Annotated in this window: 21 protein-coding genes; 7 read left to right on the top strand and 14 right to left on the bottom strand. The window is 69.9% G+C overall.

The genetic code is table 11. The features are described from left to right. Nucleotide 1: 1 nt before the first annotated feature. Nucleotides 2–547 carry a TetR/AcrR family transcriptional regulator gene (locus AB4078_RS04350; RefSeq protein WP_441976095.1) on the top strand — a complete coding sequence of 182 codons (546 nt, stop codon included), beginning with the start codon at nt 2–4 and terminating at the stop codon, nt 545–547. Between the two features lie 65 nt (nt 548–612). Here AB4078_RS04350 and serA read toward each other — a convergent pair whose 3' ends face one another. The 3 genes from serA to AB4078_RS04335 all read right to left on the bottom strand — a co-directional run bounded on the left by serA (nt 613) and on the right by AB4078_RS04335 (nt 3,236). Beyond that, the gene (gene serA, locus AB4078_RS04345; RefSeq protein WP_441976094.1) at nt 613–2,244 is read right to left on the bottom strand and encodes a phosphoglycerate dehydrogenase; all 1,632 of its coding nucleotides are present in this window, start codon (nt 2,242–2,244) and stop codon (nt 613–615) included. A 126-nt stretch (nt 2,245–2,370) separates the two neighbouring features. Next, nucleotides 2,371–2,709: a hypothetical protein gene (locus AB4078_RS04340; protein WP_440732047.1), complete on the bottom strand. Its 339-nt coding sequence runs from the start codon at nt 2,707–2,709 to the stop codon at nt 2,371–2,373. Then, nucleotides 2,706–3,236, bottom strand: a complete 531-nt coding sequence (locus AB4078_RS04335) for a hypothetical protein (RefSeq protein ID WP_441976093.1) — start codon at nt 3,234–3,236, stop codon at nt 2,706–2,708. Before AB4078_RS04335 ends, AB4078_RS04340 begins: the two co-directional genes overlap by 4 nt. Before the next feature lie 89 nt (nt 3,237–3,325). On the opposite strand from AB4078_RS04335, the gene AB4078_RS04330 reads away from it, so the two are divergent. Further along, nucleotides 3,326–4,324 (top strand): hypothetical protein, encoded by a 999-nt coding sequence (locus tag AB4078_RS04330; protein WP_441976092.1) that lies wholly within the window; start codon nt 3,326–3,328, stop codon nt 4,322–4,324. 116 nt (nt 4,325–4,440) lie between these two features. On the opposite strand, the gene AB4078_RS04325 is transcribed toward AB4078_RS04330, so the two are convergent. The 7 genes from AB4078_RS04325 to AB4078_RS04295 all read right to left on the bottom strand — a co-directional run bounded on the left by AB4078_RS04325 (nt 4,441) and on the right by AB4078_RS04295 (nt 12,305). Next, the gene (locus tag AB4078_RS04325) at nt 4,441–5,172 is read right to left on the bottom strand and encodes a copper homeostasis protein CutC (RefSeq protein ID WP_441976091.1); all 732 of its coding nucleotides are present in this window, start codon (nt 5,170–5,172) and stop codon (nt 4,441–4,443) included. Further along, nucleotides 5,169–6,518, bottom strand: coding sequence for an alpha-L-fucosidase (locus tag AB4078_RS04320; RefSeq protein ID WP_441976090.1), 1,350 nt, complete (start codon nt 6,516–6,518; stop codon nt 5,169–5,171). The genes AB4078_RS04325 and AB4078_RS04320 overlap by 4 nt, the downstream gene beginning before the upstream one ends. Beyond that, entirely contained in the window at nt 6,515–8,065 is a 1,551-nt protein-coding gene (locus tag AB4078_RS04315; RefSeq protein WP_441976152.1) for a M81 family metallopeptidase, read from the bottom strand. The genes AB4078_RS04320 and AB4078_RS04315 overlap by 4 nt, the downstream gene beginning before the upstream one ends. A gap of 84 nt (nt 8,066–8,149) precedes the next feature. After that, a complete protein-coding gene (locus tag AB4078_RS04310) occupies nt 8,150–9,124 on the bottom strand; it encodes an ROK family protein (protein WP_441976089.1) in 975 nt (324 codons plus the stop codon). Then, on the bottom strand, nt 9,121–10,047 hold the full coding sequence (locus AB4078_RS04305) for a carbohydrate ABC transporter permease (RefSeq protein ID WP_441976088.1): 927 nt from the start codon (nt 10,045–10,047) through the stop codon (nt 9,121–9,123). Before AB4078_RS04305 ends, AB4078_RS04310 begins: the two co-directional genes overlap by 4 nt. Then, nucleotides 10,037–10,981 (bottom strand): carbohydrate ABC transporter permease, encoded by a 945-nt coding sequence (locus tag AB4078_RS04300; RefSeq protein ID WP_440732054.1) that lies wholly within the window; start codon nt 10,979–10,981, stop codon nt 10,037–10,039. Before AB4078_RS04300 ends, AB4078_RS04305 begins: the two co-directional genes overlap by 11 nt. Before the next feature lie 64 nt (nt 10,982–11,045). Continuing rightward, nucleotides 11,046–12,305, bottom strand: coding sequence for an ABC transporter substrate-binding protein (locus tag AB4078_RS04295; RefSeq protein WP_440732055.1), 1,260 nt, complete (start codon nt 12,303–12,305; stop codon nt 11,046–11,048). A gap of 211 nt (nt 12,306–12,516) precedes the next feature. Here AB4078_RS04295 and AB4078_RS04290 point away from each other — a divergent pair, with 211 nt between their 5' ends. Further along, the gene (locus AB4078_RS04290) at nt 12,517–13,680 is read left to right on the top strand and encodes an ROK family protein (protein WP_441976087.1); all 1,164 of its coding nucleotides are present in this window, start codon (nt 12,517–12,519) and stop codon (nt 13,678–13,680) included. Nucleotides 13,681–13,698: 18 nt separating this feature from the next. Here AB4078_RS04290 and AB4078_RS04285 read toward each other — a convergent pair whose 3' ends face one another. Genes AB4078_RS04285 through AB4078_RS04275 form a run of 3 tightly spaced genes read right to left on the bottom strand, consistent with a single transcriptional unit; the run spans nt 13,699 to nt 17,739 of the window. Next, nucleotides 13,699–14,967, bottom strand: coding sequence for an alpha-L-fucosidase (locus AB4078_RS04285; RefSeq protein ID WP_441976086.1), 1,269 nt, complete (start codon nt 14,965–14,967; stop codon nt 13,699–13,701). 34 nt (nt 14,968–15,001) lie between these two features. After that, complete coding sequence (locus AB4078_RS04280) at nt 15,002–15,421, bottom strand: RbsD/FucU family protein (RefSeq protein WP_441976085.1); 420 nt, start codon at nt 15,419–15,421, stop codon at nt 15,002–15,004. Nucleotides 15,422–15,459: 38 nt separating this feature from the next. Then, nucleotides 15,460–17,739 (bottom strand): aldo/keto reductase, encoded by a 2,280-nt coding sequence (locus tag AB4078_RS04275; RefSeq protein WP_441976084.1) that lies wholly within the window; start codon nt 17,737–17,739, stop codon nt 15,460–15,462. A gap of 169 nt (nt 17,740–17,908) precedes the next feature. Here AB4078_RS04275 and AB4078_RS04270 point away from each other — a divergent pair, with 169 nt between their 5' ends. Together AB4078_RS04270 and AB4078_RS04265 are read left to right on the top strand one after the other, a co-directional pair. Then, entirely contained in the window at nt 17,909–18,769 is an 861-nt protein-coding gene (locus AB4078_RS04270; protein ID WP_441976083.1) for a fumarylacetoacetate hydrolase family protein, read from the top strand. Then, the gene (locus AB4078_RS04265) at nt 18,766–19,518 is read left to right on the top strand and encodes an SDR family NAD(P)-dependent oxidoreductase (RefSeq protein WP_440732062.1); all 753 of its coding nucleotides are present in this window, start codon (nt 18,766–18,768) and stop codon (nt 19,516–19,518) included. Before AB4078_RS04270 ends, AB4078_RS04265 begins: the two co-directional genes overlap by 4 nt. A gap of 23 nt (nt 19,519–19,541) precedes the next feature. On the opposite strand, the gene AB4078_RS04260 is transcribed toward AB4078_RS04265, so the two are convergent. Beyond that, on the bottom strand, nt 19,542–20,228 hold the full coding sequence (locus AB4078_RS04260) for a FadR/GntR family transcriptional regulator (RefSeq protein WP_441976082.1): 687 nt from the start codon (nt 20,226–20,228) through the stop codon (nt 19,542–19,544). 76 nt (nt 20,229–20,304) lie between these two features. On the opposite strand from AB4078_RS04260, the gene AB4078_RS04255 reads away from it, so the two are divergent. Together AB4078_RS04255 and AB4078_RS04250 are read left to right on the top strand one after the other, a co-directional pair. Then, a complete protein-coding gene (locus tag AB4078_RS04255) occupies nt 20,305–21,174 on the top strand; it encodes an amidohydrolase family protein (protein ID WP_441976081.1) in 870 nt (289 codons plus the stop codon). Between the two features lie 143 nt (nt 21,175–21,317). Next, on the top strand, nt 21,318–22,370 hold the full coding sequence (locus tag AB4078_RS04250; protein WP_441976080.1) for an iron ABC transporter substrate-binding protein: 1,053 nt from the start codon (nt 21,318–21,320) through the stop codon (nt 22,368–22,370). The last annotated feature ends 18 nt before the right edge of the window (nt 22,371–22,388 follow it).

The following is a 22,388-nucleotide window of genomic DNA, read 5'->3' as shown; positions in this document are numbered from 1 at the left end:
CATGGCCAGACCTCCGCATGCCCGTGAGCGCGTTCTCGACGCCTACGAGGCCCTGCTCATCTCCGCGGGAGAGCGCACCGCGACCCTCGACGCCGTGGCACGGGCCGCCGACGTCTCCAAAGGCGGTCTGCTCTATCACTTCGCGTCGAAGGACGAACTCGCGAGTGCGATGATCGGGCGCCTGGACCGTCTCGTCGAGGAGGACGTCGCGACGATGGTCGAGGCGCCGGAAGGCCCCGTCGAGTACTACCTGCGCACGTCGGTGATGATGGACGACTCGCTCGACCGCGCGATCATCGCCGCATCCCGGCTGGCGCAGGGCGGCAGCTCGTCCGCGGCGGAGGCTCTGCACCGGATGCGCGATCGCTTCGCGGAGGGGATCAGCCCGCACGTCCGCGATCAGGCGGCGCTCGATCTCGTGCTGCTGCTCAGCGACGGCCTGTTCTTCAACAATGCGCTGGACGCGGCCGGATCCGACGGAGTCGTGCCCGCCGGGGCCGGTCTCGACGCGCTCGTCACCCTGGTGCGGCGGTCCGTCGAGAACTGACGCCGTCCCGACGCGAAGAACCGCCGCCCCTATCGTTCGGGGGCGGCGGTTCTTCGTGAGCCGGGTCAGGCCTCGACGAGCTCGATCTGACGGAACAGGTCGGCGTCGATCGCCTCGCGCACCTCATCGAGGAGGGTCTCCGGGATCGGCGAGTCGAGCGTGAGCACGGACAGCGCCTGGCCGCCGGCCGTCTCGCGCGCGATCTGCATGCCGGCGATGTTGATGCCCGCGTCGCCGAAGCGCTGCCCGTAGACCGCGACGATGCCGGGGCGGTCGGTGTAGAGCATGACGACATGGTGCTTCTCGATCGGCAGCTCGACCGCGTGGCCGTTGATCGCGACGAGCTTCTCGATCTGCTTCGGGCCGGTCAGGGTGCCGGACACCGAGACCTGGCTGCCGTCGGCGAGCGCGCCGCGCAGCGTGATGACGTTGCGGTACTCCTCGCTGACGTCATCCTGAACGAGGCGCACAGCGACGCCGCGCTGCTCGGCGAGCAGCGGCGCGTTCACGTACGACACCGTCTCGCTCACGATCGGGGTGAAAACGCCCTTGAGCGCGGCCAGGCGCAGCACGCTGACCTCGTAGCCGTTGAGCTCGCCGTGCACCTCGACGTCGAGGCTCGTGAGCGGGGACTGGGCGAGACCGGAAAGGATCTGGCCGAGCTTCTCGGTGAGCGGGATGCCAGGGCGCACGTACGGGTCGATGACGCCGCCGGCCACGTTGACGGCGTCCGGAACGAGGTCCCCGCCGAGGGCGAGGCGCACCGAGCGCGCGACGGAGACGCCGGCCTTCTCCTGAGCCTCGTCGGTCGACGCACCGAGGTGCGGGGTGACCACGACGTTCGGCTGCGCGGTGAGCGCGCGGGCCGCGCTGCCCTCGACGGGCGGCTCGGACGTGAAGACGTCCAGGCCGGCACCGGCGATCTCGCCGTTCTGCAGGGCGACCAGCAGCGCCTCCTCGTCGATGAGTCCGCCGCGCGCGACGTTGACGACGTACGCGGTCTTCTTCATGGCACGGAACTGCTCGGCGCCGATCATGCCGGTGGTCTCCGGCGTCTTCGGCATGTGGATCGTGAGGAAGTCGCTCTCGGCGACGAGGTCCTCGAGGCTGAGCAGCTGCACGCCGAGCTGCTGGGCGCGGGCGCTCGTGATGTAGGGGTCGTAGGCGACGACGCGCATGTCGAACGCCGCCAGGCGCGCCGCGACGAGCGCGCCGATCCGGCCGAGGCCGACGATGCCGACCGTCTTCTCGAAGAGCTCGGCGCCGGTGTAGGAGCTGCGCTTCCACTCCCCCGCCGACAGCGAGGCGTGTGCCGCCGGGATCCGGCGGGCGAGGCTGAGGATGTGGCCGACGGTGAGCTCGGCGGCGGAGACGATGTTCGATGTGGGCGCGTTCACGACCATGACGCCGGCGGCCGTCGCCGCCTTGATGTCGACGTTGTCGAGGCCGACGCCCGCCCGGGCGACGACCTTCAGCACCGGGGCGTGCGAGAGCGCCTCCGCGTCGATCTTCGTGGCCGAGCGGATCAGCACGGCATCGGCGTCGGCGAGGGCGGCGAACAGCGCCTCACGGTCGGTGCCGTCCACCGAGCGGATGTCGAAGTCGGGACCGAGCGCGTCCACCGTGGCGGGAGACAGCGTCTCCGCGAGCAGGACGATGGGTTTGCGGGCAGACGTGTTCACGGCATTCTCGGGCACAGAGAGATCCTTCGGGGCTGGGAAGGGGGATCCGGACGCGCCGCACCGTCGGGGCGCGATAGTGCCCACACTCTACCCGAGGCGCCAGAGCCGCCCCGACCGTGTGACGGCGAGAGACCGGGGCGGTCAGTGCGTGCCGGAGAGCGTGTAACCGACCACGTCGAGCCAGAACACGGCGACCAGGCCCAGGCCCGCGAGCAGCACGAGCGCCACCGTGCCGAGCCGGCGCCGCCGGGTCAGCGCGATCGCGACGACGTAGATGACGGCCGGCAGGATGATCGCCAGGATCAGTGCCACCCAGGTCGTCGCTCCGACGGCGAGGCCCACGAGCGGGATCATGTACGCGATCGCGTTCCAGATCGCGTAGGCGTACAGCAGGCCGAACACGCCCAGCAGTGTGTAGAAGATCCAGCGCGGACGCCGCGGATCGGTCTGCGGTGCGGTCGACATAGACTCGGCGCTCATGCTCCCACCGTCCCGAACATCACGAAGGGCCACGGCACCAGCAGCGCGGCGCCGGCGATCAGCGCCACGATCCGGATCCAGGTCGCCCTGCCGCGGGTGAGCACCCAGGCCGTGGCGAACCAGAGCACCGGGGCGAGCGCTGCGAGCCACATCCAGGGGAAGTACATCCAGTCCACGAGCAGCAGGGACGCGCGCGGACGCAGCCGGAAACCGCCCACGATCCAGCCGACCGCGAAGAGCAGGTACACGCCGCCGATGATCCCGTAGAAGACCAGGGCTGCGTTGCCGATCCCCGCCGGTTCGTCGTCGGCGTCGGTCTCGACCTCTGCAGCCGACGTCGCCCCGCCCGTCGCGGCGCGCGCCACCGGAGTACCGGCTGCGCTCTCTCCGACCCGCTCCGCCTTCTGAGCGTCGCCCGCGGAGGTCTGTGCCCGCGGCACTGCAGGGGGCGCATTCTTCGCGGCAGCGTCCGGCGCATCGGGCTCGTCGCCCTCCCAGCGCAGCGCGTCGTCCGGGTCGGTTGTCATGTGTCCAGCGTAGCGACCGATATCCCACGCGTGCGGCTTCGCCGCCGCTAGGCTCAGGTCCAGCATCAGGGGGAAGGGAAAGGACCACCGTGCCCGAGAACAGCAGCAAGAGACCCGCCCGCACCGCAGCGAGCAAGAGCACTTCCGCCGCAGGGAACGCCGCGGCCGCCAACGGCCCCGCGGATCCGCCCGCCGGCTGGGTGCCCACCCCGGAGGCAAAGGCGACCGCGACCCGGTTCCGCTGGATCGCGGCCGTGCTCTGGGCCGTCGCCATCGCCGCCGAGGCCGTCGGCATCTTCTGGCTGCTGCGTCAGCGCCAGGTGGTCGGCGAGGACGGCAAGCTCGTCCGCAACCCCGACACAGGCCTGCTCGAGCAGCAGGGCGCGACCGTCACCTTCCCGCAGTGGGCGTTCATCACGCTCATCGTGCTGTTCGTGGTGATCGCCGCGCTCTCGATCACCGGATCCTTCCTGTGGAAGAAGGCGAATCATCTGGATCCGGCCCGCCGCTCCGACACCGTCCGCTTCTTCGTGCAGAACCAGCTCGGCGCGATCATCGCGATCATCGCGTTCGTGCCGCTCATCATCATGGTGTTCCTGAACAAGGACATGGACAAGGGGCAGAAGACGATCGCGGGCATCGTCGGCATCGCGCTCGCCGCGCTCGCCGTGGTGCTCGGCATCGACTTCAAGCCTGCGTCCGTCGAGCAGTACACGGCGGACCAGTCCACGGTCATCCAGCTGCTCGGCAAGGATCAGGTGACCTGGGTCTCCGGCGGCGCCGTCTACCACGTGTGCGACAAGGTTTCGGACATCCAGACCGGCAGCGCGATCCAGACCGGGACCACCGCCGATGCCGTCGCGGCGGGCAAGGAGCGCCTCACGCTGAAGTTCGCCTCGGAGCTGGAGAAGTGCGGCCTGCCGGTGCCGGAGAACGCCACGGCGATCGCTGACGCACTGCGTCAGATCCAGGGCGGGCAGACCGTCACCCTTCCCGCTCCGGTATGGGGCGCAGGAGTCCAGGCTCCCCTGACGGTGCCGGACGCGGCGTCGAGCGGCTCCGAGCCCTCGCCGACCAGCACGCCCTGAACCGAGCGGGCCCCGCCGCGACCGCTGCGAAGAGCGCGACGCTCCCGAGAGGGCGCCGCGCTCTTCCTCGTCAGGGGACCGACGGCTCGGAGGCGGCCACGGTCAGAGGCGGCGGGTCAGAGTCGCACGCGCAATGCGGCAGCGGCGTGGCGCACGATGCCGCCGTCGGTCACATCGAAGCCGGGATCCCCGCCGCCGGGACCGCTCGGCGCGGTGTCCCCGGAGGGCCGGCGTGCGGAGAGGTGGATCGCGTCGACGCCGCAGGCGACGAGCCGGGGGATGTCCTCGACGCGCACGCCTCCCCCGGCCATGATCTCGAGCCTGCCGTCCGCCTCCGCGACGAGGGCGCGCAGGGTGTCGCGACCGTCGATGCTGCGGGCGGCCCCTCCGCTCGTCAGGACGCGCCGTACCCCGCTCGACACGAGATCGTCGACGAGGGCCGCGGGCTCCGGCACCGTGTCGATCGCCCGGTGGAAGACGAGATCCGCGGCACCCGCGGCGCTCCTCCAGCGCTCGAGAGCGCCGCGGTCCACGGCGCCGTCGGCGGTCAGCGCGCCGACCACGACCGCTCCCGCGCCGCGACGGACGAGATCGGCGATGTCGGCGGCCACGAGGTCGACCTCCTCGGCGCTGTAGACGAATCCGCCGACGCGCGGCCGGACGAGCACGGCGATGCGCTCCGGAGCGCCGGCCACGGCGAGGACCGCGTCGACCGTCGCCCCCGAAGGCGTCAGGCCGCCGGTCGCGGCGAGCGCCTGGCAGAGCTCGACGCGATCCGCACCGCCCGCGAACGCCGTCCGCGCTCCGGTCGGCCCATCGACGGCGATCTCGAGCGCGATGCGCGTCACGGCGCGACCGTGAGGGTGGCGACGGGCTCGGCCCGCAGCCCCGCGGGGATGCGCACGATCCGCGTGCCGTCGCCGGATGCCTCCGATTCCGCGGCGGAACCGTCCGCCCAGCGCGCCGCACCGTCGGCCAGTTCGGCGGGAAGGCGGACCTCCCCCGTGCTCGGGTCGAGGGCGTGCACGTGCACCCCCTCCGCGGACCGCGTGTAGCGGCGCGGCTCGCCGATCTCCTCGCCGAAGCGCACCCAGGGACGCGTCCCGTGGATCGCATCGCCGTTCACACGCATCCATGCGCCGAGATCCTGCATCGTGCGGCGCTGCAGCTCCGGGATCCGCCCGGCCGCGTCTGGACCGACGTTGATGAGCAGGTTCCCGTTCTTGGAGACCACGTCGACGAGCATCCGGATCAGGTCCGGCCCGGACAGCGTCTGCCGCTCGTCCTCGGCCTGGTTGTATCCGAACGAGTAGCCGAGGCCGCGCGTCGACTCCCACGGCGCCTCGAGGATGCCGGGGATGTGCGTGTACTCGCGCGTGAGGAAGCCGTGGTACGGCACGCCCCAGCGGTCGTTCACGACGCCGTCCGGCACTCGCTCGAAGTAGCGGCGCAGCAGCGCGGCGACCGCGAAGTCGTCGTGGCCCTTGCCGCCGTCGGGCCATTCGATGTCGTTCCACAGCACGTCCGGCGAGAACCGCTCGACGAGCTCGTCGAGCTGCGCGGCCGCGTAGCGCGAGAAATGCTCGTCGTTGCGGCGGTAGCGGAACAGGTCGGTGTCCGACTCGATCGCCGGGAAGTCGCTCGCGTGCCAGTCCAGCGCGCCGGAGAAGTACACCCCGAAGCGTGCGCCGGCACGTCGCGTGGCGTCGTGGAGCTCCGCGATGAGGTCGCGCCGGGGCCCGCGGGCCACCGCGTTGAAGCCGGTCGTGCCGGTGTCCCAGAGGCAGAAGCCCTCGTGGTGCTTGGTCGTCGGGATGACGTAGCGGGCACCTGCGTCCACGAGCTCGCCGATGAAGGCGTCGGCGTCGAAGGACGACGTGTCCCAGAGGTCTGCGAGGTCCTCGTACGACGTGCCGGGTCCGTGGAGCTCCTGGTGCCGCTGCCAGGTCGGGCTCCCGGCGATCCGTACGGTGTTGCCGTACCACTCCGCGTACTGATGCCAGGCGTACGCGTCCTCGGTCGGGATGTTCACGCCCTCGCCGTGCTGCACGGCCCAGGCCGGCACCGAGTACAGCCCCCAGTGCACGAAGAAGCCGAGCTTGGCGTCGCGGTACCAGTCCGGCACCCGGGTGGCGGGATACGCCGGAGCTTCGGATCCGAAGTCGGGTCCGGTGCGCGTCTCGAAGTTCATCATGCGGACAGCTCCTCTCCGCGACGGCTCACGTGCGCGGTCAGGGCCGGCGTGCCGTCGGCGTCGAACGGGAAGACGCCCGGCGCGAGCCGGTGGTGCCCCAGGCGGAGCAGATCCTGGTCCACTCCTCCGGGTGTGAGGGCGAGGGTCCAATCGGCGGCGAGGTCGTACAGCTCGGGCTCGAGGTACCCGATCTTGACGATCACGATGTCGGCGCTCTCGGGATCCAGCCCCAGCATCCGGAAATCGTCGAGGTGGTGGAAGGGCTTGCGCCGCTCGGTCACGATCGCGTGCACGCTGCCGGCGCGGAGCACGACCTGCGTGCCCGCCTCGGGGTCGCCTTCGGTGATCGAGAACACCTCGCCCGTGATCGGCACGGGACCGCGGGGCCCGGGGTCCACTCGCCCGCCGACCTGGAGGGTCACGGTCGCACCGACGCCGGCGGTCACGGCCTGCGCCACCGCCGCGGGGTCGAACACAGAGGCGTGCACGACCACCCGTCCCTGCTCCGCGAGCTCGGGGCGCGCGAGCAGCTCGCCGAGAGTCCAGGAGACGTCGCCCGCCCCGCCCGCGGTGGGATTGTCGCCCGAATCGGAGATCACATACGGGCGCGCGGCTCCCGGGGCGAGGGCCCGGTCGAGCGCCTCCTCGAGGCCGGCGGTCGGCCCCACGAAGACGAAGTCGGCGCGCGCGTCCCAGTACTGCCGGGCAAGGCGCTCGGCCTCCCGCGCGATGACGGCGCGGTCGTCACCGGTCACCATCACGATCGCCATGTTGCGCGGCTCATCAGCCCAGGCGTAGCCGACCCAGATCGCCGCGTCCACGACGCCGTCGAGCTCCTCCACCGCAGGCACCTGCGCGTAGATGCCGCGCGCCGGCTCCAGCCGTGTGCTCGTCTTCTCCCCCGGCAGCAGCACGGGCACCGGCACCCATGCCTTGTAGGGACGGCGCTGCATCGGGTCGGATCCGTACGGACCGCGCAGGCGCGCGAGCAGGTTCCACACCGCGCGCTCCTTGGTGTTCATCCAGTCCTCGTGCGGCGCCATCCGGTAGCTGGTGAGCAGATCCAGCGCGTCGCGCAGCACCTCCGACACGTTGCCATGCAGGTCCATCGAGGTCGACACGAGCGCGTCGTCGCCGAGCGCGGCGCGCACGGCCGCCGCCAGGTCGCCCTCCGCGTCCTGCATGCCGACGACGCTCATGGCGCCGTGGATGTCGAAGAAGAATCCGTCGAACGGACCGCCCGCGGCGATCTCGGCGCGGATGCCGCGCACGATCGCCTCCTTCATCCGCTGGTAGGTGGCCGGCGCCACGGCTCCGCCCGGCAGCGAGCGCCCGTGGTGGATCGGGACCCACTCGGCCGCCTCGCGCAGTTCACGGCCCTCGTCGAGGAACGGGTAGTACCGCAGGAGGTCGACGCCCTGGCGGATCGTGAACGCCTCGTCGCCGGAGATGTGCGGCGAGAACGTGCTGGACTCGATCGAGATCCCGGCGATGCCGATCCGGGGGCGATCGAGCCCTCCGTCCTGGGCGACCGGGAGCGGCCCCATCCAGACCGTGTCGGCCTCGGGGCGGATGTGCGGGGTGGGCGCTGTCATGACGACGTTCGTTCCTTCTCAGGCGATGCGGGTGGTTCAGACGGGGGCGGGGACGGAATCGGCGAGTCGCGCGGAGGCGAGCGCCGCGGCTCCTCGCGCGACGGCGTCGGCGGAGATCTCAGCGGGCACGATGCGCAGCGGGAACCCGGAGACCGGGGCGTCGGTGCGCAGCGCATCGAGGATGCCGGGCTCGAGCAGATCCCAGGCCTCGCGCACCCCTCCGCCGATCACGACCATGCCGAGATCGAGCAGGGAGGACGCGACGGAGGCGGCGAGAGCCGTCGCACGGGCCGCCTCCGTGAAGACGTCGAGCGCCGCGGTCTCCCCGGCCCTCGCCCGATCCGCGATCTCCGGGGCGGTGGCATCGGATCCGGTCGCCGCGCGGTAGCGGCGGGCGATCGAGGTGCCGGAGGCGAGCGTCTCCAGGTGTCCGGTCTGCCCGCAGGTGCACACCAGGTCGCTGAAGCCGGGCGTGTGCCCGATCTCCCCCGCCGCGCCGTGCACGCCGTGGTGCACCGCGCCATCGAGGGCGATCGCGCCGCCGACCCCCGTGCCGAGCATGATGCCGAGCACGTCGCTCTCCCCGCGGGCCGCGCCCCAGCGCAGTTCGCCGAGCAGGAAGGCGTTCACGTCGTTCTCGACCCACACGGGCACGCCGAGGCGCAGCGCGAGCTCGTCGGCGAGCGGGAAGCCGCTCCAGTCGGTGAACGTGGCGGAGGCGGCGACGACGACGCCGCGCTCCTGGTCGATCACGCCTGCCGCACCGACGCCCGCCCCGGCCAGGGAAGCGCCGAGCGCGTCGCACAGCCGGAGGACGAGACCGGCGGCGGCGTCCGCCATCGCGGCGCCTCCCTCCGCGGCGGGCGCCGGCACGACGCCCTTCGCCAGGACCGCGCCGGTCTCGTCGGTCAGCACGGCGGAGATCTTCGTCCCGCCGATGTCGACGCCCGAGATCACGGGCGCACTCGTCTCCCGGTGCTGCGCGGCACCGGATCCTGCATCGTGAGTCATCGTCCGCCGAGCCCCGCCATCGCGATGCCCTTGACCAGGTGCTTCTGCAGCACGATCACGAGGACCGTCGTCGGCACCATCGAGATGATCGCCGCCGCCATCTGCAGATCCCAGCGCGTGCCGGTCAGGCCGGAGAAGGTTGCCAGGCCCACCGGGAGCGTGCCATGCGCGTTGTAGTCGACCGTCACGATCAGCGGCCACAGGTAGCTGTTCCAGAACGAGAGGAAGGTGAAGACGGAGAGCACCGCGACCGCGGACTTCGCCAGCGGCAGGATGATCTGGAGGAAGGAGCGCAGGGGTCCCGCGCCGTCGACACGGGCCGCCTCTTCGAGCTCGTAGGGGATGCCGCGGAAGAACTGCCGCATGAGGAACGTGCCGAAAGCGGTGAACGCGAACGGGAAGATCAGTGCCTGGTAGGTGTCGACCCAGTTCAGCCACTGCATCACCTGGAACATCGGGATGACCAGCACCTCAGCCGGGACCATGAGGGTCGCAAGGAACAGCACGAACACCGCGTCGCGTCCACGCCAGCGCAGTCGGCCGAAGGCGTACCCCGCGGTCGTCGAGACGATGAGGACGACGAGGGTTCCCGCGATGGCCACGAAGAACGAGTTTCCGATATAGGTGAGGAACGGACCGTACGCGAACACGTCGGCGAAGTTCGACCAGCGCACCTCGGATCCGACGAGCTTCGGCGGCATCGAGAACATCTCGTTGTTGGGCTTCAGCGCCGAGAAGAACGAATAGATCAGCGGAGAGACGAAGATGAGCGCCGCGAGGTAGACGAAGACGTGCGCGATGATGAGTCGCGTCCGCTCGCCGCCGGACAGCGGCGCCTTCGAGCGCTTTCCGCGGTCCTCGACCGCGACCTCCACCGACTCGGAGGACTCCCGGATGGCCGCCTGCTGCAGATCAGTGCTCATAGTGCACCCACTTCTTCTGCGCCCCGAACTGCAGCGCGGTGATGATGATGATGAGCGCGAACAGGATCCACGCGCCGGCGGCGGCGATGCCGAGATCCTGGAACTTGAAGCCCTGGTTGTAGATGAACTGGACCAGAGGCTGCGTCGCGTTGCCCGGGCCGCCTCCGGTGAGCAGCTGCGGCTGCGCGAACACCTGCAACGACGTGATCATGGTCATGATCGTCGCGAAGAAGATCGACGGCGAGATCATCGGGACGACGACGCTCCACTGCATCCGGAAGCCGGAGGCCCCGTCGATGCGCGCCGCCTCGATGACCGACTCCGGCAGCTGCTCGAGCGCGGCGGAGAAGATCAGCATGTTGTAACCGAGCCCCTGCCACACGCTCATGATGATGACCATCGCCATGGCCCAGAACGGGTCGGCGAGGAAGTTCGGCAGCTTCATGCCGAACCAGCCCTGCGCGATCCCGTTGAACAGGCCCTGGGGCTGCAGCATCATCTTCCAGACCAGGACGCTCGCCACCATCGGCGTGACGACCGGGATGAAGAACAGCACGCGCAGCGCGCCACGCCCGCGGATCCGCGGGCCGAGCGCCATGGCGAGGATCAGCGAGCAGACGATGCTGAGAGGCACGTAGACGATCGTGAAGACCGCGGTGTTGCGCATCGCCGGCCAGAAGTCCGGGCTCGACGTGAAGAGCTTGATGTAGTTCCCGACGCCGTTGAACGTCTTGTCGCCGAACGTGGGCCAGTTGTAGAAGCTCATCACGATGGAGAGCACGACCGGCACGACGGTGAACACGGCCAGGCCGATCAGGGCGGGACTCGCGAAGCCGAGCGCCTGACGGCCCTCCGCGCGCGTAAGGGATCCGCGACGGGGCGGAGCACCGCGTCGGCTCTGCGACGCGCGGCGGCGGGATGCAGCGATGGTCACCGTTCCTCCTTCTTCCAGATTGGTGTCCCGGTCCGGCGGACGGATCCGCCGGACCGGGAGTCGATCACTTGCCGAACTGCTGCTGAGCGCTCTTGAGCACCTCGGCCATGGGGGTCTGGCCGTTGTAGACGCTCACCAGCTGCGGCTGGATATAGCTGCCGACCTTCGACCAGTTGTCGGTGACGTACTGACCCTGCACGTTCGCGAAGGCGGCCTTGAAGACCTCTTCGACCTGCGGACGGAACTTCTCATCGATGGACTGGAAGTACAGCGGCTGGCTCTCCGCACGCGCCGGGTAGCTGCGGCCCGAGGAAGCGATGTAGTCCTGCGAGTCCTTGCTGAGCAGCGAGCCGAGCACCTTGAGCGCGGCGTCCTTGTTCTTGCAGGTCTTGGAGATGCCGTAGCCGGAGCCGAGGATGAGGCTCAGCGAGTCCTTGCCCTCACCCGGCAGCGGCGCCATGCCTGCGGTGAAGCCCGCCTCGTTCTTCAGGTAGCTGACGGCGTTCCAGGTGCCGTCGACCGCCATCGCGGCGTTGCCGTTGGAGTACTGGTCCTCGCCCCAGCCGCCGTCCGAGGCGCTGGCGACCGGCAGAGCGACCTTCTGGTCCGTGACGAGCCCCGCGTACCAGGTCGCGGCGTCGGAGAACTTCTTGTCGGTGAGCTGCAGCTTGCCGTCCTGCGACGCCGGCTGCACGCCCGCCTTCGCGATCGGCAGCGCCTGCCACTGGAAATCGCCCATGCCGACGGCGAAGCCCTGCTTGCCGTCGCGGGTGGCGGCCTTGGCGGTCTTCTCGAAATCATCGAAGGTCCAGCCCGGCTTCGGGTCTGCGGCGCCGGCGGCCTTGAGCTGATCGGCGTTGTAGTAGACGAGCATCGTGGCGGTGTCGAAGGGGAGGCCGTACAGGTCGCCCTTGTTCTTCAGGATCTCGGTCGTGCCCGAGGCGAAATCGTCCTCCTTGAGGCCCGCGGTCTTCAGGTCGTCCGCGGTGAGCTTCTGGAAGCCCGAGGTGTAGCCGGACAGCATGCCGCTGTTCATGCCGGTGACGCACGCCATGTTGCCGGAGGCCATGTTCGTGGTCAGCTTCGTGAAGAAGTCGTTCCACGGCGCGGTGCGCAGCTCGATCTTCAGGTCGGGGTTCTGCTTCTTGGCGACGTCGATCTGCGCCTGGAGCGCCTTGGTGTCGTCGGCGGATCCCGCCCACATGTCCACCACGACGGTCTTGTCGTCGGCGCCGGCGCTGCTGCTCGAGCTGCCGCAGCCGGTCAGCGCGAGCGCGGCGCCCACCGTGAACGCCGCCACGGGGACGAGGTGAGTCTTCTTCATTGAAATGCCTCCTCAGGCACGAACAGATCCTTGCTTCATTCGATGTCGAACGAAGTAGTTCGGGGTTATGCCCTCATCTTGTCAGAGGCGCCCGGGAAACTCCAGCCGAACATCGGATGTCTGCGTCGGATCGTGAGAATTCCGTGATGAATCCCGACGTCCGGCGACTTCCGCATTAGAGTGATCTTCATTCGATCTCGAAGGAAGTGTCATGGCACGTTCGGCTGACCGGTCCCCTGACCGTCGTGAGACACCCACGTCGGGTGACCACGCACGACAGATCGTCGAGCTGGTGACGCGCGGGGAGGCATCGTCCCGCTCGGATCTCGCGCGCCTGCTCGGCATCGCACCGTCGACCGCCTCCCTGCGCGTGCAGGAGCTCGTCGACGCTGGAATCCTGCGAGAGAACGGTCAGGCGCAGTCCTCCGGCGGGCGGCGCGCCCGCCGCCTCTCCCTGGGCGGCACGCCGCACCGCGTGCTCGCCGCGGAACTCGGGGGCGAGCACGCCCGATTGGGCGTCCTCGACCTCGGCGGTCATCTGCACCGGACGGCCACGATCCCGATCACGATCGCAGACGGGCCTGAGGCGACGCTCGCCCTCGTCGAGGCCGGTCTGCGCGACCTCGCCGAGGGGACAGACATCCGAGCTGTGGGCATCGCGCTCCCCGGGCCCGTCAACTTCGAGACCGGCAGCGTGGACCAGCCCTCACGGATGCCCGGGTGGCCCGGGTTCCGCGTCGGCGAGGCTCTGACCGAACGCTTCGGCGTCCCCGCCGCCGTCGACAACGACGCGAATCTCATGGCGCTGGGCGAGCACCATCGCAGTCTCCACCGGGATCAGCACAGCATCACGGTCAAAGCCGGTACGGCGATCGGATCCGGCATCATCGTCGCCGGTTCCGTGCACCGTGGCGCCACCGCGGCGGCCGGCGACATCACGCACACCCGCGTCGCCGAGGCCGCGGACATCCCGTGCTCCTGCGGCAACCACGGCTGCCTCGAGACCATCGCGAGCGGTGCAGGTCTCGTCCGCCAGATGCGCGAGCGCGGCGTTGCCGTCTCCGGCGCCGCGGAGGTGCTGGAACTCGCACGCAACGGCGACCCGATCGCGACCACACTCGTGCGCACGGCCGGCACGCACCTCGGTCAGGTGCTGTCCGGAGTCGTGAACTTCTTCAACCCGCACGCCGTGTTCCTCACCGGCAGCATGAGCGCAAGCGAGCCCTTCCTCGCCGCCGTGCGCAGCCGCGTGTACGAGGCCTGCCATCCCCTCGCCACCCAGACCCTGCGGATCGAGTCCGCCCAGACGGGGCCGGATGCGGCGCTGTACGGCGCGGCCCGGCTGGCGATGGAGCTCGTCGACCCCGTGGCGTGAGCCTCGAGGCCGCGCCGGTCAGGCGCCCGGTGCGAGCGTCAGCTCGATGACGGGGATCAGCACGTCGGGGCGCTGCACGGGCAGATGTACCGTCAGAGTGCCCTCAGCCTCCCCCGCCAGCGTCATGAGAGTCGCCTCCTGGTCAGGATCGGTGACCGACGTCTTCAGCCAGGATCCATCGTTCAGCAGCCGCGCGTAGGTCACCCGGTCGGCGAGGCCCTCGAGGTGCACGTATCCGAGCGGCCACGAGAACAGGTGCAGGTAGAGGCGGTCGCCGCGCCGGGTGTAGACGCCCTCGCGGGGAGCGGCGAAGGCAGCGTGCCCGGCACCGACGATCGCGTGGCGGTGCAGCCGCATCCACTCGCCGAGCTCGGCGAGCACCCGCTCATCGCGGGGGGCGATGCTCCCCCGGCCGTCCGGCCCGACGTTGAGCAGCATGTTGCCGTCCATCGACACGGAGTCGGCGAGCATCTGCGCGAGCAGCACAGCCGACTTCTGGTCGTGGTTGTCGCGGTGGTAGCCCCAGGAGCCGTTGATCGTCTGGCACGCCTCCCAGACCTGCGGCTGGCCGTCGACCACGATCGGCGCGGTCGGCTGATACTGCTCCGGGGTCACGAAGTCGCCGGGGATCCCGAGGCGGTCGTTCACGAGCATCTGCGGCTGCAGTTCGCGGCAGAGAGCGAGGAGCGGCTCCGCGTCCCAGTCGCGCGGCCCCTTGCCTTCCCAGCCGTCCTTCGCCTCGGGGTAGGTGAAGTCGAAGAACAGGTAGTCGATGTCGCCGTACTGCGTGAGCAGCTCGCGCACCTGTCCGTGCAGATACGCCCGGTAGCGGTCCATGTCGCGCTCGCGGTTGCGATCGTGCTCGATCGCGTCGTCGCGGCGCGGGTGGTTGGCGTCGACGGTGAAGTCGGGGTGGTGCCAGTCGATCAGGGAGTGGTACAGGCCCACACGCAGGTCCTCGGCCCGCAGCGCGTCGACGTACTCGCGGACGAGATCCCGCCCGCACGCGGTGACCGAGGTGTAGTCGGTGAGCGCCGAATCCCACAGGCAGAAGCCGTCGTGGTGCTTCGTGGTGAGCACCACGTATCCCATCCCCGTCGCCTTCGCGCGGCGGGCGAGCGCGGCGGCGTCGAAGAGATCGGGGTCGAAATGGTCGAAGTAGACCCGGTACTCCTCGGTGGTCAGGCGCTCGTAGTTCTGCACCCACTCGTGCCGCGCGGCGCCGCTGTACAGGCCGAAGTGCACGAACATCCCGAACCGGGCCTCGTCGAACCACTGCTGTCGCATACCTGCCTCTTTCTCGTTCCTGGGGTGGTGCGGCTCAGGCGGAAAGGTGCCCGACGACGCCCTTGCGCAGCAGCGCGTTGCCGTATTTGCGGGTCTCCCCCGTGCGCACCATGAGGTACGCACCCTTCGCGAGGTCGTAGTACGCGAAGCGCTCCACGAAGCGCGTGGTCCGCTCCTCGGTGCCGGCCGCGGTCATGAGCTCGCGCTGCACGTCGAGCACGGACCCGTCGGCGGACTCCATGAGGTCCATGCCGGGGGCATCGTCGAGCGGCAGCACCGAGCGGATCGCCGCGACCACAGCGGGCGTCGTCGTGCCAGGCAGATCGATGACGCGCGCGCCGAGCGCCCACGCCGGGAAATGCGCGTCGGCGATGACGACCGCGTCCGAGTGGCCCATCCGATCGAGGTGCAGCAGCAGCTCACCGGTGAGCAGCGGGTCGATTCCTTCGAGCATGTCGTTCCCTTCGTCGTGGCCGTTGCGCCGGTCGCCGCTCAAGCCGGGATGAGCGCCTCGGCCGCGAGCTCTCCCCAGAGCTCCGCGGGGATGTCGATCGCGGCGAGCTGCGCGTTCTGGCGGAGCTGCTCCGGACGGCTTCCGCCGACCACGACCGAGGTCACGACCGGGGACTGCAGCGGGTACTGTATCGCGGCAGCCGGCATCGGCACGTCGTGCGCGCGGCAGATCTCGGCGATCCGGGCGAGCCGCTGCCAGAGCTCCTCCGGCAGCGCCCCGTACTCGTAGCGTCCGTCACGGCGCGGCTCGCTCTGCGCGAGCAGCCCGGAGTTGAACACCGAGGCGGCGACGATGTCCGTGCCGTGCTCGGCGCAGGCCGGAAGCACGTCGACCGCCGCCGGCTGCTCGAGCAGCGTGTATCGCCCGGCCACCATGATCGTGTCGAGGTCGGCGGAGCGCACCGCAGCGGTGAGCGCGTCGGCGGTCATGGATCCGATGCCGATCCGCCCGACCTGCCCTTCCGCACGGAGCGACTCGAGCGCGGGGAACGCCTCGGCGAGCGCGAGATCCAGGTCGTGCCGTTCGGGGTCGTGCAGGTAGAGGATGTCGATGCGTTCGATGCCGAGGCGCTCGCGAGACTCGTCGAGGCTGGCGCGGATCCCCGTCTCCGAGAAGTCCCACACCCGCTGCAGGTCGTCCGGGACGAAGAAGTCGTTGGCGGTGTCGAGTCCGCCCGCGGCGTGCTCGGGATTAGGACGCAGCAGCCGGCCCGCCTTGGTGGAGAGCACGTACTCGTCGCGCGGCTTCGTCCTCAGGAACGCGCCGAGCCGACGCTCGGAGAGGCCGAGCCCGTAGTGCGGCGCCGTGTCGTAGAGCCGGATCCCGCTCTCCCACGCGGCATCCAGCACCGCCCAGGCCTCGTCGTCGGTCAGCGCGCGGAACAGGTTGCCCACGTTCGCGGCGCCGTACCCGAGAGCCGGGATCGCGGGCCGGGCGGCGGTGTCGACGGGCTCAGACATGCGCGCCGCCTCACGGTGCTCGCCGGTCCAGGTGAACTCGGCGCGGCTTGCCGCCTTCATCTCCATGCCGTTGCCGGGTTCGGTGGGCGCGGTGTACGAGCCACCACGGATGTCGGTCGGCACCACGAAGTGCTCGTGCAGGTGATCCACATACTCGATCATGCGCCCCTCGCGGCTGGCGGAGACGGCGACGAAGTCGAACATGGACAAGTGCTGCACGGCCTCGCACAGGCCGACGCCACCGGCATGCGGGCACACCGGGACGCCGAACTTCGCGGCGAGCAGCAGGTTCGCGATGTTCTCGTTCACGCCCGCGACGCGCACCGCGTCGATCTGCATGACCTGGATCGCCTCCGCCTGCAGCAGCTGCTTGAAGATCATTCGGTTCTGCGCGTGCTCGCCCGTGGCGACGCGGATCGGCGCGACGCCTCGCGCGATCTCGGCGTGGCCGAGCACGTCGTCGGGGCTGGTCGGCTCCTCGATCCAGGCGGGGTGGAACTCGGCGAGAGCGTTCACCCAGACGATGGCCTCGGACACCTCCCAGCGCTGGTTCGCGTCGATCGCGATGGGGAAGTCGGGGCCGCACACCTCGCGGGCCTTGCGGAACCGGCGGATGTCGTCGTCGAGGTCGGCGCCGACCTTGAGCTTGATCTGTGTGAACCCGTCGGCCATCGCCTCCCGGGCGAGGCGCTCGAGCTTCTCGTCCGAGTAGCCCAGCCAGCCGGGGCTCGTGGTGTAGCCCGGGTAGCCGGTGGCGAGCAGCTGCTGCTCGCGCTCGGCACGGCCGGACTCGGCGTCACGGAGGATCGCCAGCGCGTCCTCACGGGTGAGGGCGTTGGTGAGGTAGCGGAAGTCGACGAGCTCGACGAGCTCCTCCGGGGTCATCCGGGCGAGCAGCTGCCAGAGCGGGAGCCCGGCGCGCTTGGCCTTGATGTCCCACAGGGCGTTGATCACGGCGCCGATGGCCATGTGCATGACGCCCTTCTCCGGCCCGAGCCAGCGCAGCTGCGAGTCGCCGATGAGCTCTCGGAACGTCCCGCCCATGTCGTCGAGCAGCGGCTCCAGCTCACGGCCGACCAGGTGCCCGGCGAGCGCGTCGATCCCCGCGACCTGCACATCGTTGCCACGGCCGATCGTGAAGACGAAGGCGTGCCCGTCGATGCCGTCCGCCGCGTCGGTGCGCACGATGACGTATGCCGCGGAGTAGTCGGGGTCGGGGTTCATCGCGTCGGAGCCGTCGAGGCTGAGCGAGGTGGGGAATCGGATGTCGCTGGTCTCCAGCGCGACGATGCGGCTCACGGTTCTCCTGTTCTGGGCCTGATGTCGAGAACCGGGGGCGCGGACGACCGGATCGCTTCTCGACAGTTGGAGTGTAAACATCGGATGTCTATACTGTCAACGCGGGATGCGTTCGCCCTCGCCGTTCTGGCGGAGGATCCATCCATCCCCGAGACAAGGCAGGAGAATCATGAAGTTCGCGCGTCTGGGCGACTCCGGATCCGAGATCCCCGTCGTCATCGCCGAGGACCGTACGCACGATCTGCGGTCCGTGACCTCCGATGTGGACGGCGACTTCCTCGCCACCGATCCGGTCGGGCGCACACGTGCCGCCCTCGATGCCGGCACCCTGCCGGAGCTCGCCGAGGCGGACGCGCTTCGCATCGGTTCGCCGATCGCACGCCCGAGCGCGGTGATCTGCGTGGGGCAGAACTACGCCGCGCACGCCCGCGAGTCGGGGGCGGAGCCGCCCACGGTTCCGATCCTGTTCCTGAAGACCCCGAACACCGTGGTCGGCCCCGACGATGCGGTGACCATCCCACGCGGCAGCGAGAAGACGGACTGGGAGGTCGAGCTCGGCATCGTGATCGGATCCCGCACCGCGTACCTCGACTCCCCCGCGGATTCCGCCGCGCACATCGCCGGGTTCGTCGTCTGCAACGACGTCTCCGAGCGGGCGTTCCAGATGGAGGTCTCCGGCGGGCAGTGGTCGAAGGGCAAGGCGGCTTTCGGGTTCAATCCGACCGGCCCGTGGCTGGTCACGCCCGACGAGGTCGACGTGCAGAACCTGCGGCTGCGCAGCTTCGTGAACGGCGAACCGCGGCAGGACTCGAACACGAACGACATGATCTTCTCGGTCGCCGAGATCGTGCACCACATCTCGCAGTACATGACGCTCGAACCCGGGGACCTGATCCTCACGGGCACGCCGCAGGGCGTCGCGTTCGGCGGGAAGTTCCCGTACCTGCGCGCCGGGGACGTCGTGGAGATCGACATCGAGGGGCTGGGCGGCCAGCGTCAGGAATTCACGGCATGGGAGGCACAGGCATGACCGGTCAGGTCGAGGGACTCGTCGCGATCGTCACGGGCGGCGCGTCAGGGATCGGTGCGGCGATCGCCGCGCAGCTGCACGATCAGGGCGCGCAGGTCGCCGTGCTCGACCGGGACGTGACCGGTGCCGATGCGCGATTCGCCGCGTTCACCGCGGATGTGTCGGACCGTGCGAGCGTCGACGCCGCGATCACCGCGATCGGCGAGCGTTTCGGTCGCATCGACATCGTCGTGAACAACGCCGGGATCGGCGCCCAGGGCGACGTCGCGGCGAACGATGACGACGAATGGGCGCGCGTGCTCTCGATCAACGTGACCGGCATCGCCCGGGTGTCCGCCGCGGCGCTGCCCTGGCTGCGACGCTCCCCCGCCGCGGCGATCTGCAACACCGCGTCGATCGCCTCGACCACCGGCCTGCCCCAGCGTGCGCTCTACTCCGCATCGAAGGGCGCGGTGTCGGCCCTCACCAGGGCCATGGCCGCGGACCACCTCCGCGAGGGCATCCGGGTGAACGCGGTCAACCCCGGCACCGCGGACACCCCGTGGGTCGGGCGCCTGCTCGACTCCGCCGCCGACCCCGCTGCAGAGCGCGCCGCGCTCAGCGCCCGCCAGCCGCACGGCCGGCTGGTGTCGCCGGACGAGGTCGCCGGTGCCGTGGTCTACCTCGTCAGCCCCGCTTCCGGATCCACCACCGGCACCTTCATCGAGGTGGACGGCGGGATGGCCCAGCTGCGCCTGCGGGCGGAATAGGCCCCACGCTCGGCCGCCCGGGCTCAGGCCTGGGTGGCCTGGGTGGCCTGGCGCAGCCAGCGCTCCACACCCGCGATGTGCGCGGTGGCGAGAGAGGTCGCGAGAGACGGGTCGTGCTGCGCGATCGCGTCGGCGATGGCACGGTGCTCGGAGAGCGTGCGCTCGACGGCACCCTGCTCGGTGAGACCGCGCCACACCCTGGCCCGGATGGTCTGACTCGACAGGCTGTCGATGAGGCTCGCGAGATATCCGTTGCCGGTCATCCGCACGATGTCCTGGTGGAAGCGGACGTCGTGCGCGACGAGGTCGTCGATCGAGACGCCCGCATCGACGCCAGCGATCTCGGCCTGCAGGGCGGCGATCGCCTCGTCGTCGCCGTGCGTCGCGGCAAGGCCCGTCGCCTGGGATTCGAGCATGCGGCGCACGGCGAACAGCTCGAGCAGGGAGTCGTCGTCGTGCATGTCGATGACGAAGCTGATCGCCTCGAGCAGCAGATGCGGTTCGAGACTCGTCACGTATGTGCCGTCGCCGCGACGCACATCGAGGACGCGGATCACCTCGAGCGCCTTGACGGCCTCCCGCATCGAGTTACGGCTCAGACCGAGCCGCTCGGCAAGCTCCTTCTCCGGGGGCAGCCGGTCGCCCGGGCCGAGTTCGCCCGACACGATCATCGCCTTGATCTTCTCGATCGCCTCGTCGGTGACTGCCATGGCGTCATCCTAGGGGCTTTTCACGAACATCGGATGTCTGCGCCACAACGGCGTCGATCTGCGGAAGGATGTGCCCATGCGCGTACTCGACTCCCATCTGCATCTGTGGGATCCGTCCCGCCTCGACTACGAGTGGCTCGCCGGGCCGCTGGCCCGTCGCTACGCGACCGAAGAGCTTGCGCAGGCAGCCGTCGACGGCGTCGAACGCGCCGCGGCGATCTTCGTGCAGGCGGAGTGCGTCGAGAGGCAGTTCCTCGATGAGGTGCGCTGGGTAGCGGAGACTGCCGCGGCCACCGGCGTCGTCGGCATCGTGGCAGGTGCCCGGCTCGACCGCGGCGAGCAGACGGCTGTGCATCTCTCGGCCCTGACCGCACTCGACGGGGTGGTCGGAGTGCGGCACAACCTGCAGGACGAGCCCGATGGCACCGCGCGCAGCGACGCCTTCCGCGACGGTGCGGCCGCCCTCGCCGCGCACGGGCTCCGATTCGACGCGTGCGTGCGCGCCCATCAGCTGCCCGACGTCTCCGACCTCGCGGCGGCGGTGCCCGCGCTGCCGATCGTGCTCGACCATCTCGGCAAGCCCGCGATCGGCACCGCCTCGGATCCGCTCCGCCCTTCCGGCGTCTGGCTCAGCGACATGACAGACCTGGCGGTGCATCCGCAGGTGTCCGTCAAGCTGTCAGGCCTACCTGCCGAGGCCGGCGGCTCCTGGAGCCCGGCGCAGGTGATCCCCTTCCTCGACGCGGCCGCCGAGGCGTTCGGATCGGACCGGCTGCTCTGGGGCAGCGACTGGCCGGTCTCCGCCGTCACCGGCACGGCGCACGAGTACCGACCCGAGAGCCGCGACCTCTGGGCGCGAACGGTGGCGGACTGGGCCGTCGAGCGCGGCCTCGACGTCGACGCGATCTTCTGGGACAACGCTGCGCGGTTCTACGGCGTGGCCTGACCCGCTCCTCGCGGTTGCCCGCCGGGGGTTCCGCGCCGATTCCGTGCCGTTCACAGGAAGGTCATCAGGTTGTTGGGTGAGGCTTGCCTTACCTATTATGTGATTCGCGACTCCCGCACTTCTCCCTCCACGAAGGACACTCCGTGAACCGTTCCCTCCGACTGCTCTCCGCCGCCGCGGCGGCCTCCGCCGTCGCCCTCGCGCTCACCGCCTGCAGCGGCTCCCCGGCGCCGACCTCCAGCACGGGTGGCGGCGACGACCTCGCCGGTCAGACCATCACGATCTACAACGCGCAGCACGAGGAGCTCACGAAGTCGTGGACCGACGCGTTCACGAAGGCGACCGGCATCAAGGTCCAGGTGCGCAACGGCGACGACACCGAGATGTCGCAGCAGCTCATCCAGGAGGGCGATCGCTCCCCCGCCGACGTGTTCCTCACCGAGAACTCGCCGTCGATGTCGGCCGTCGAGAAGGCCGGCCTGTTCACCTCGCCGGGCGATGAGGCGCTCAAGAACGTCCCGACCGAGTACCGCCCGTCCTCCGGCAAGTGGGTGGGCATCGCCGCCCGCTCGACCGTGTTCGCGTACAACACGTCGAAGCTCACCGAGGCTCAGCTCCCGAAGTCGCTCATGGATCTCGCCGACCCGTCGTGGAAGGGCCGCTGGGCCGCGTCCCCGTCCGGCGCCGACTTCCAGGCCATCGTCTCGGCGCTCGTGCAGCTCAAGGGCGCCGACGCCGCCGAGGAGTGGCTGAAGGCCATGAAGACGAACTCCGTCGCCTACAAGGGCAACTCCACCGCGATGAAGGCCGTGAACGCCGGCGAGATCGACGGCGCCGTCATCTACCACTACTACTGGTTCGGCGACCGGGCCGAGACCGGTGAGAACTCCAAGAACGTGCAGCTGCACTACTTCAAGAACCAGGATCCGGGCGCGTTCGTCTCCGTGTCCGGCGGTGGCGTGCTGAAGTCGAGCAAGCACCAGGCCGCCGCGCAGAAGTTCCTCGCGTTCGTCACCGGTTCGGAGGGTCAGAAGATCCTGCAGACCGGCACCTCGTTCGAGTACCCGGTCGGATCCGGGGTGGCCGCCAACCCGAAGCTCGTCCCCCTCAAGGACCTGCAGGCGCCGACCATCGACCCGGCTACGCTGAACTCCAAGCAGGTCACCGATCTGATGACCCAGGCGGGCCTGCTCTAAGGCGCAGACATCACCACG

The sequence above is a fragment of the Microbacterium sp. 2MCAF23 genome, from assembly GCF_052115565.1.
GTDB lineage: Bacteria > Actinomycetota > Actinomycetes > Actinomycetales > Microbacteriaceae > Microbacterium.
This window is presented reverse-complemented; position numbering and strand designations above follow the sequence as displayed.

What these genes read in the sequence shown, in the direction of transcription:
- AB4078_RS04260 (WP_441976082.1), bottom strand. Translation starts at nt 20,228, where the DNA reads ATGGCAGTCACCGACGAGGCGATCGAGAAGATCAAGGCGATGATCGTG.
- AB4078_RS04290 (WP_441976087.1), top strand. Translation starts at nt 12,517, where the DNA reads ATGGCACGTTCGGCTGACCGGTCCCCTGACCGTCGTGAGACACCCACG.
- AB4078_RS04320 (WP_441976090.1), bottom strand. Translation starts at nt 6,518, where the DNA reads ATGATGAACTTCGAGACGCGCACCGGACCCGACTTCGGATCCGAAGCT.
- AB4078_RS04255 (WP_441976081.1), top strand. Translation starts at nt 20,305, where the DNA reads ATGCGCGTACTCGACTCCCATCTGCATCTGTGGGATCCGTCCCGCCTC.
- AB4078_RS04305 (WP_441976088.1), bottom strand. Translation starts at nt 10,047, where the DNA reads ATGAGCACTGATCTGCAGCAGGCGGCCATCCGGGAGTCCTCCGAGTCG.
- AB4078_RS04310 (WP_441976089.1), bottom strand. Translation starts at nt 9,124, where the DNA reads ATGACTCACGATGCAGGATCCGGTGCCGCGCAGCACCGGGAGACGAGT.
- AB4078_RS04265 (WP_440732062.1), top strand. Translation starts at nt 18,766, where the DNA reads ATGACCGGTCAGGTCGAGGGACTCGTCGCGATCGTCACGGGCGGCGCG.
- AB4078_RS04350 (WP_441976095.1), top strand. Translation starts at nt 2, where the DNA reads ATGGCCAGACCTCCGCATGCCCGTGAGCGCGTTCTCGACGCCTACGAG.
- AB4078_RS04280 (WP_441976085.1), bottom strand. Translation starts at nt 15,421, where the DNA reads ATGCTCGAAGGAATCGACCCGCTGCTCACCGGTGAGCTGCTGCTGCAC.
- AB4078_RS04270 (WP_441976083.1), top strand. Translation starts at nt 17,909, where the DNA reads ATGAAGTTCGCGCGTCTGGGCGACTCCGGATCCGAGATCCCCGTCGTC.
- AB4078_RS04315 (WP_441976152.1), bottom strand. Translation starts at nt 8,065, where the DNA reads ATGGGGCCGCTCCCGGTCGCCCAGGACGGAGGGCTCGATCGCCCCCGG.
- AB4078_RS04335 (WP_441976093.1), bottom strand. Translation starts at nt 3,236, where the DNA reads ATGACAACCGACCCGGACGACGCGCTGCGCTGGGAGGGCGACGAGCCC.
- AB4078_RS04285 (WP_441976086.1), bottom strand. Translation starts at nt 14,967, where the DNA reads ATGCGACAGCAGTGGTTCGACGAGGCCCGGTTCGGGATGTTCGTGCAC.
- AB4078_RS04340 (WP_440732047.1), bottom strand. Translation starts at nt 2,709, where the DNA reads ATGAGCGCCGAGTCTATGTCGACCGCACCGCAGACCGATCCGCGGCGT.
- AB4078_RS04295 (WP_440732055.1), bottom strand. Translation starts at nt 12,305, where the DNA reads ATGAAGAAGACTCACCTCGTCCCCGTGGCGGCGTTCACGGTGGGCGCC.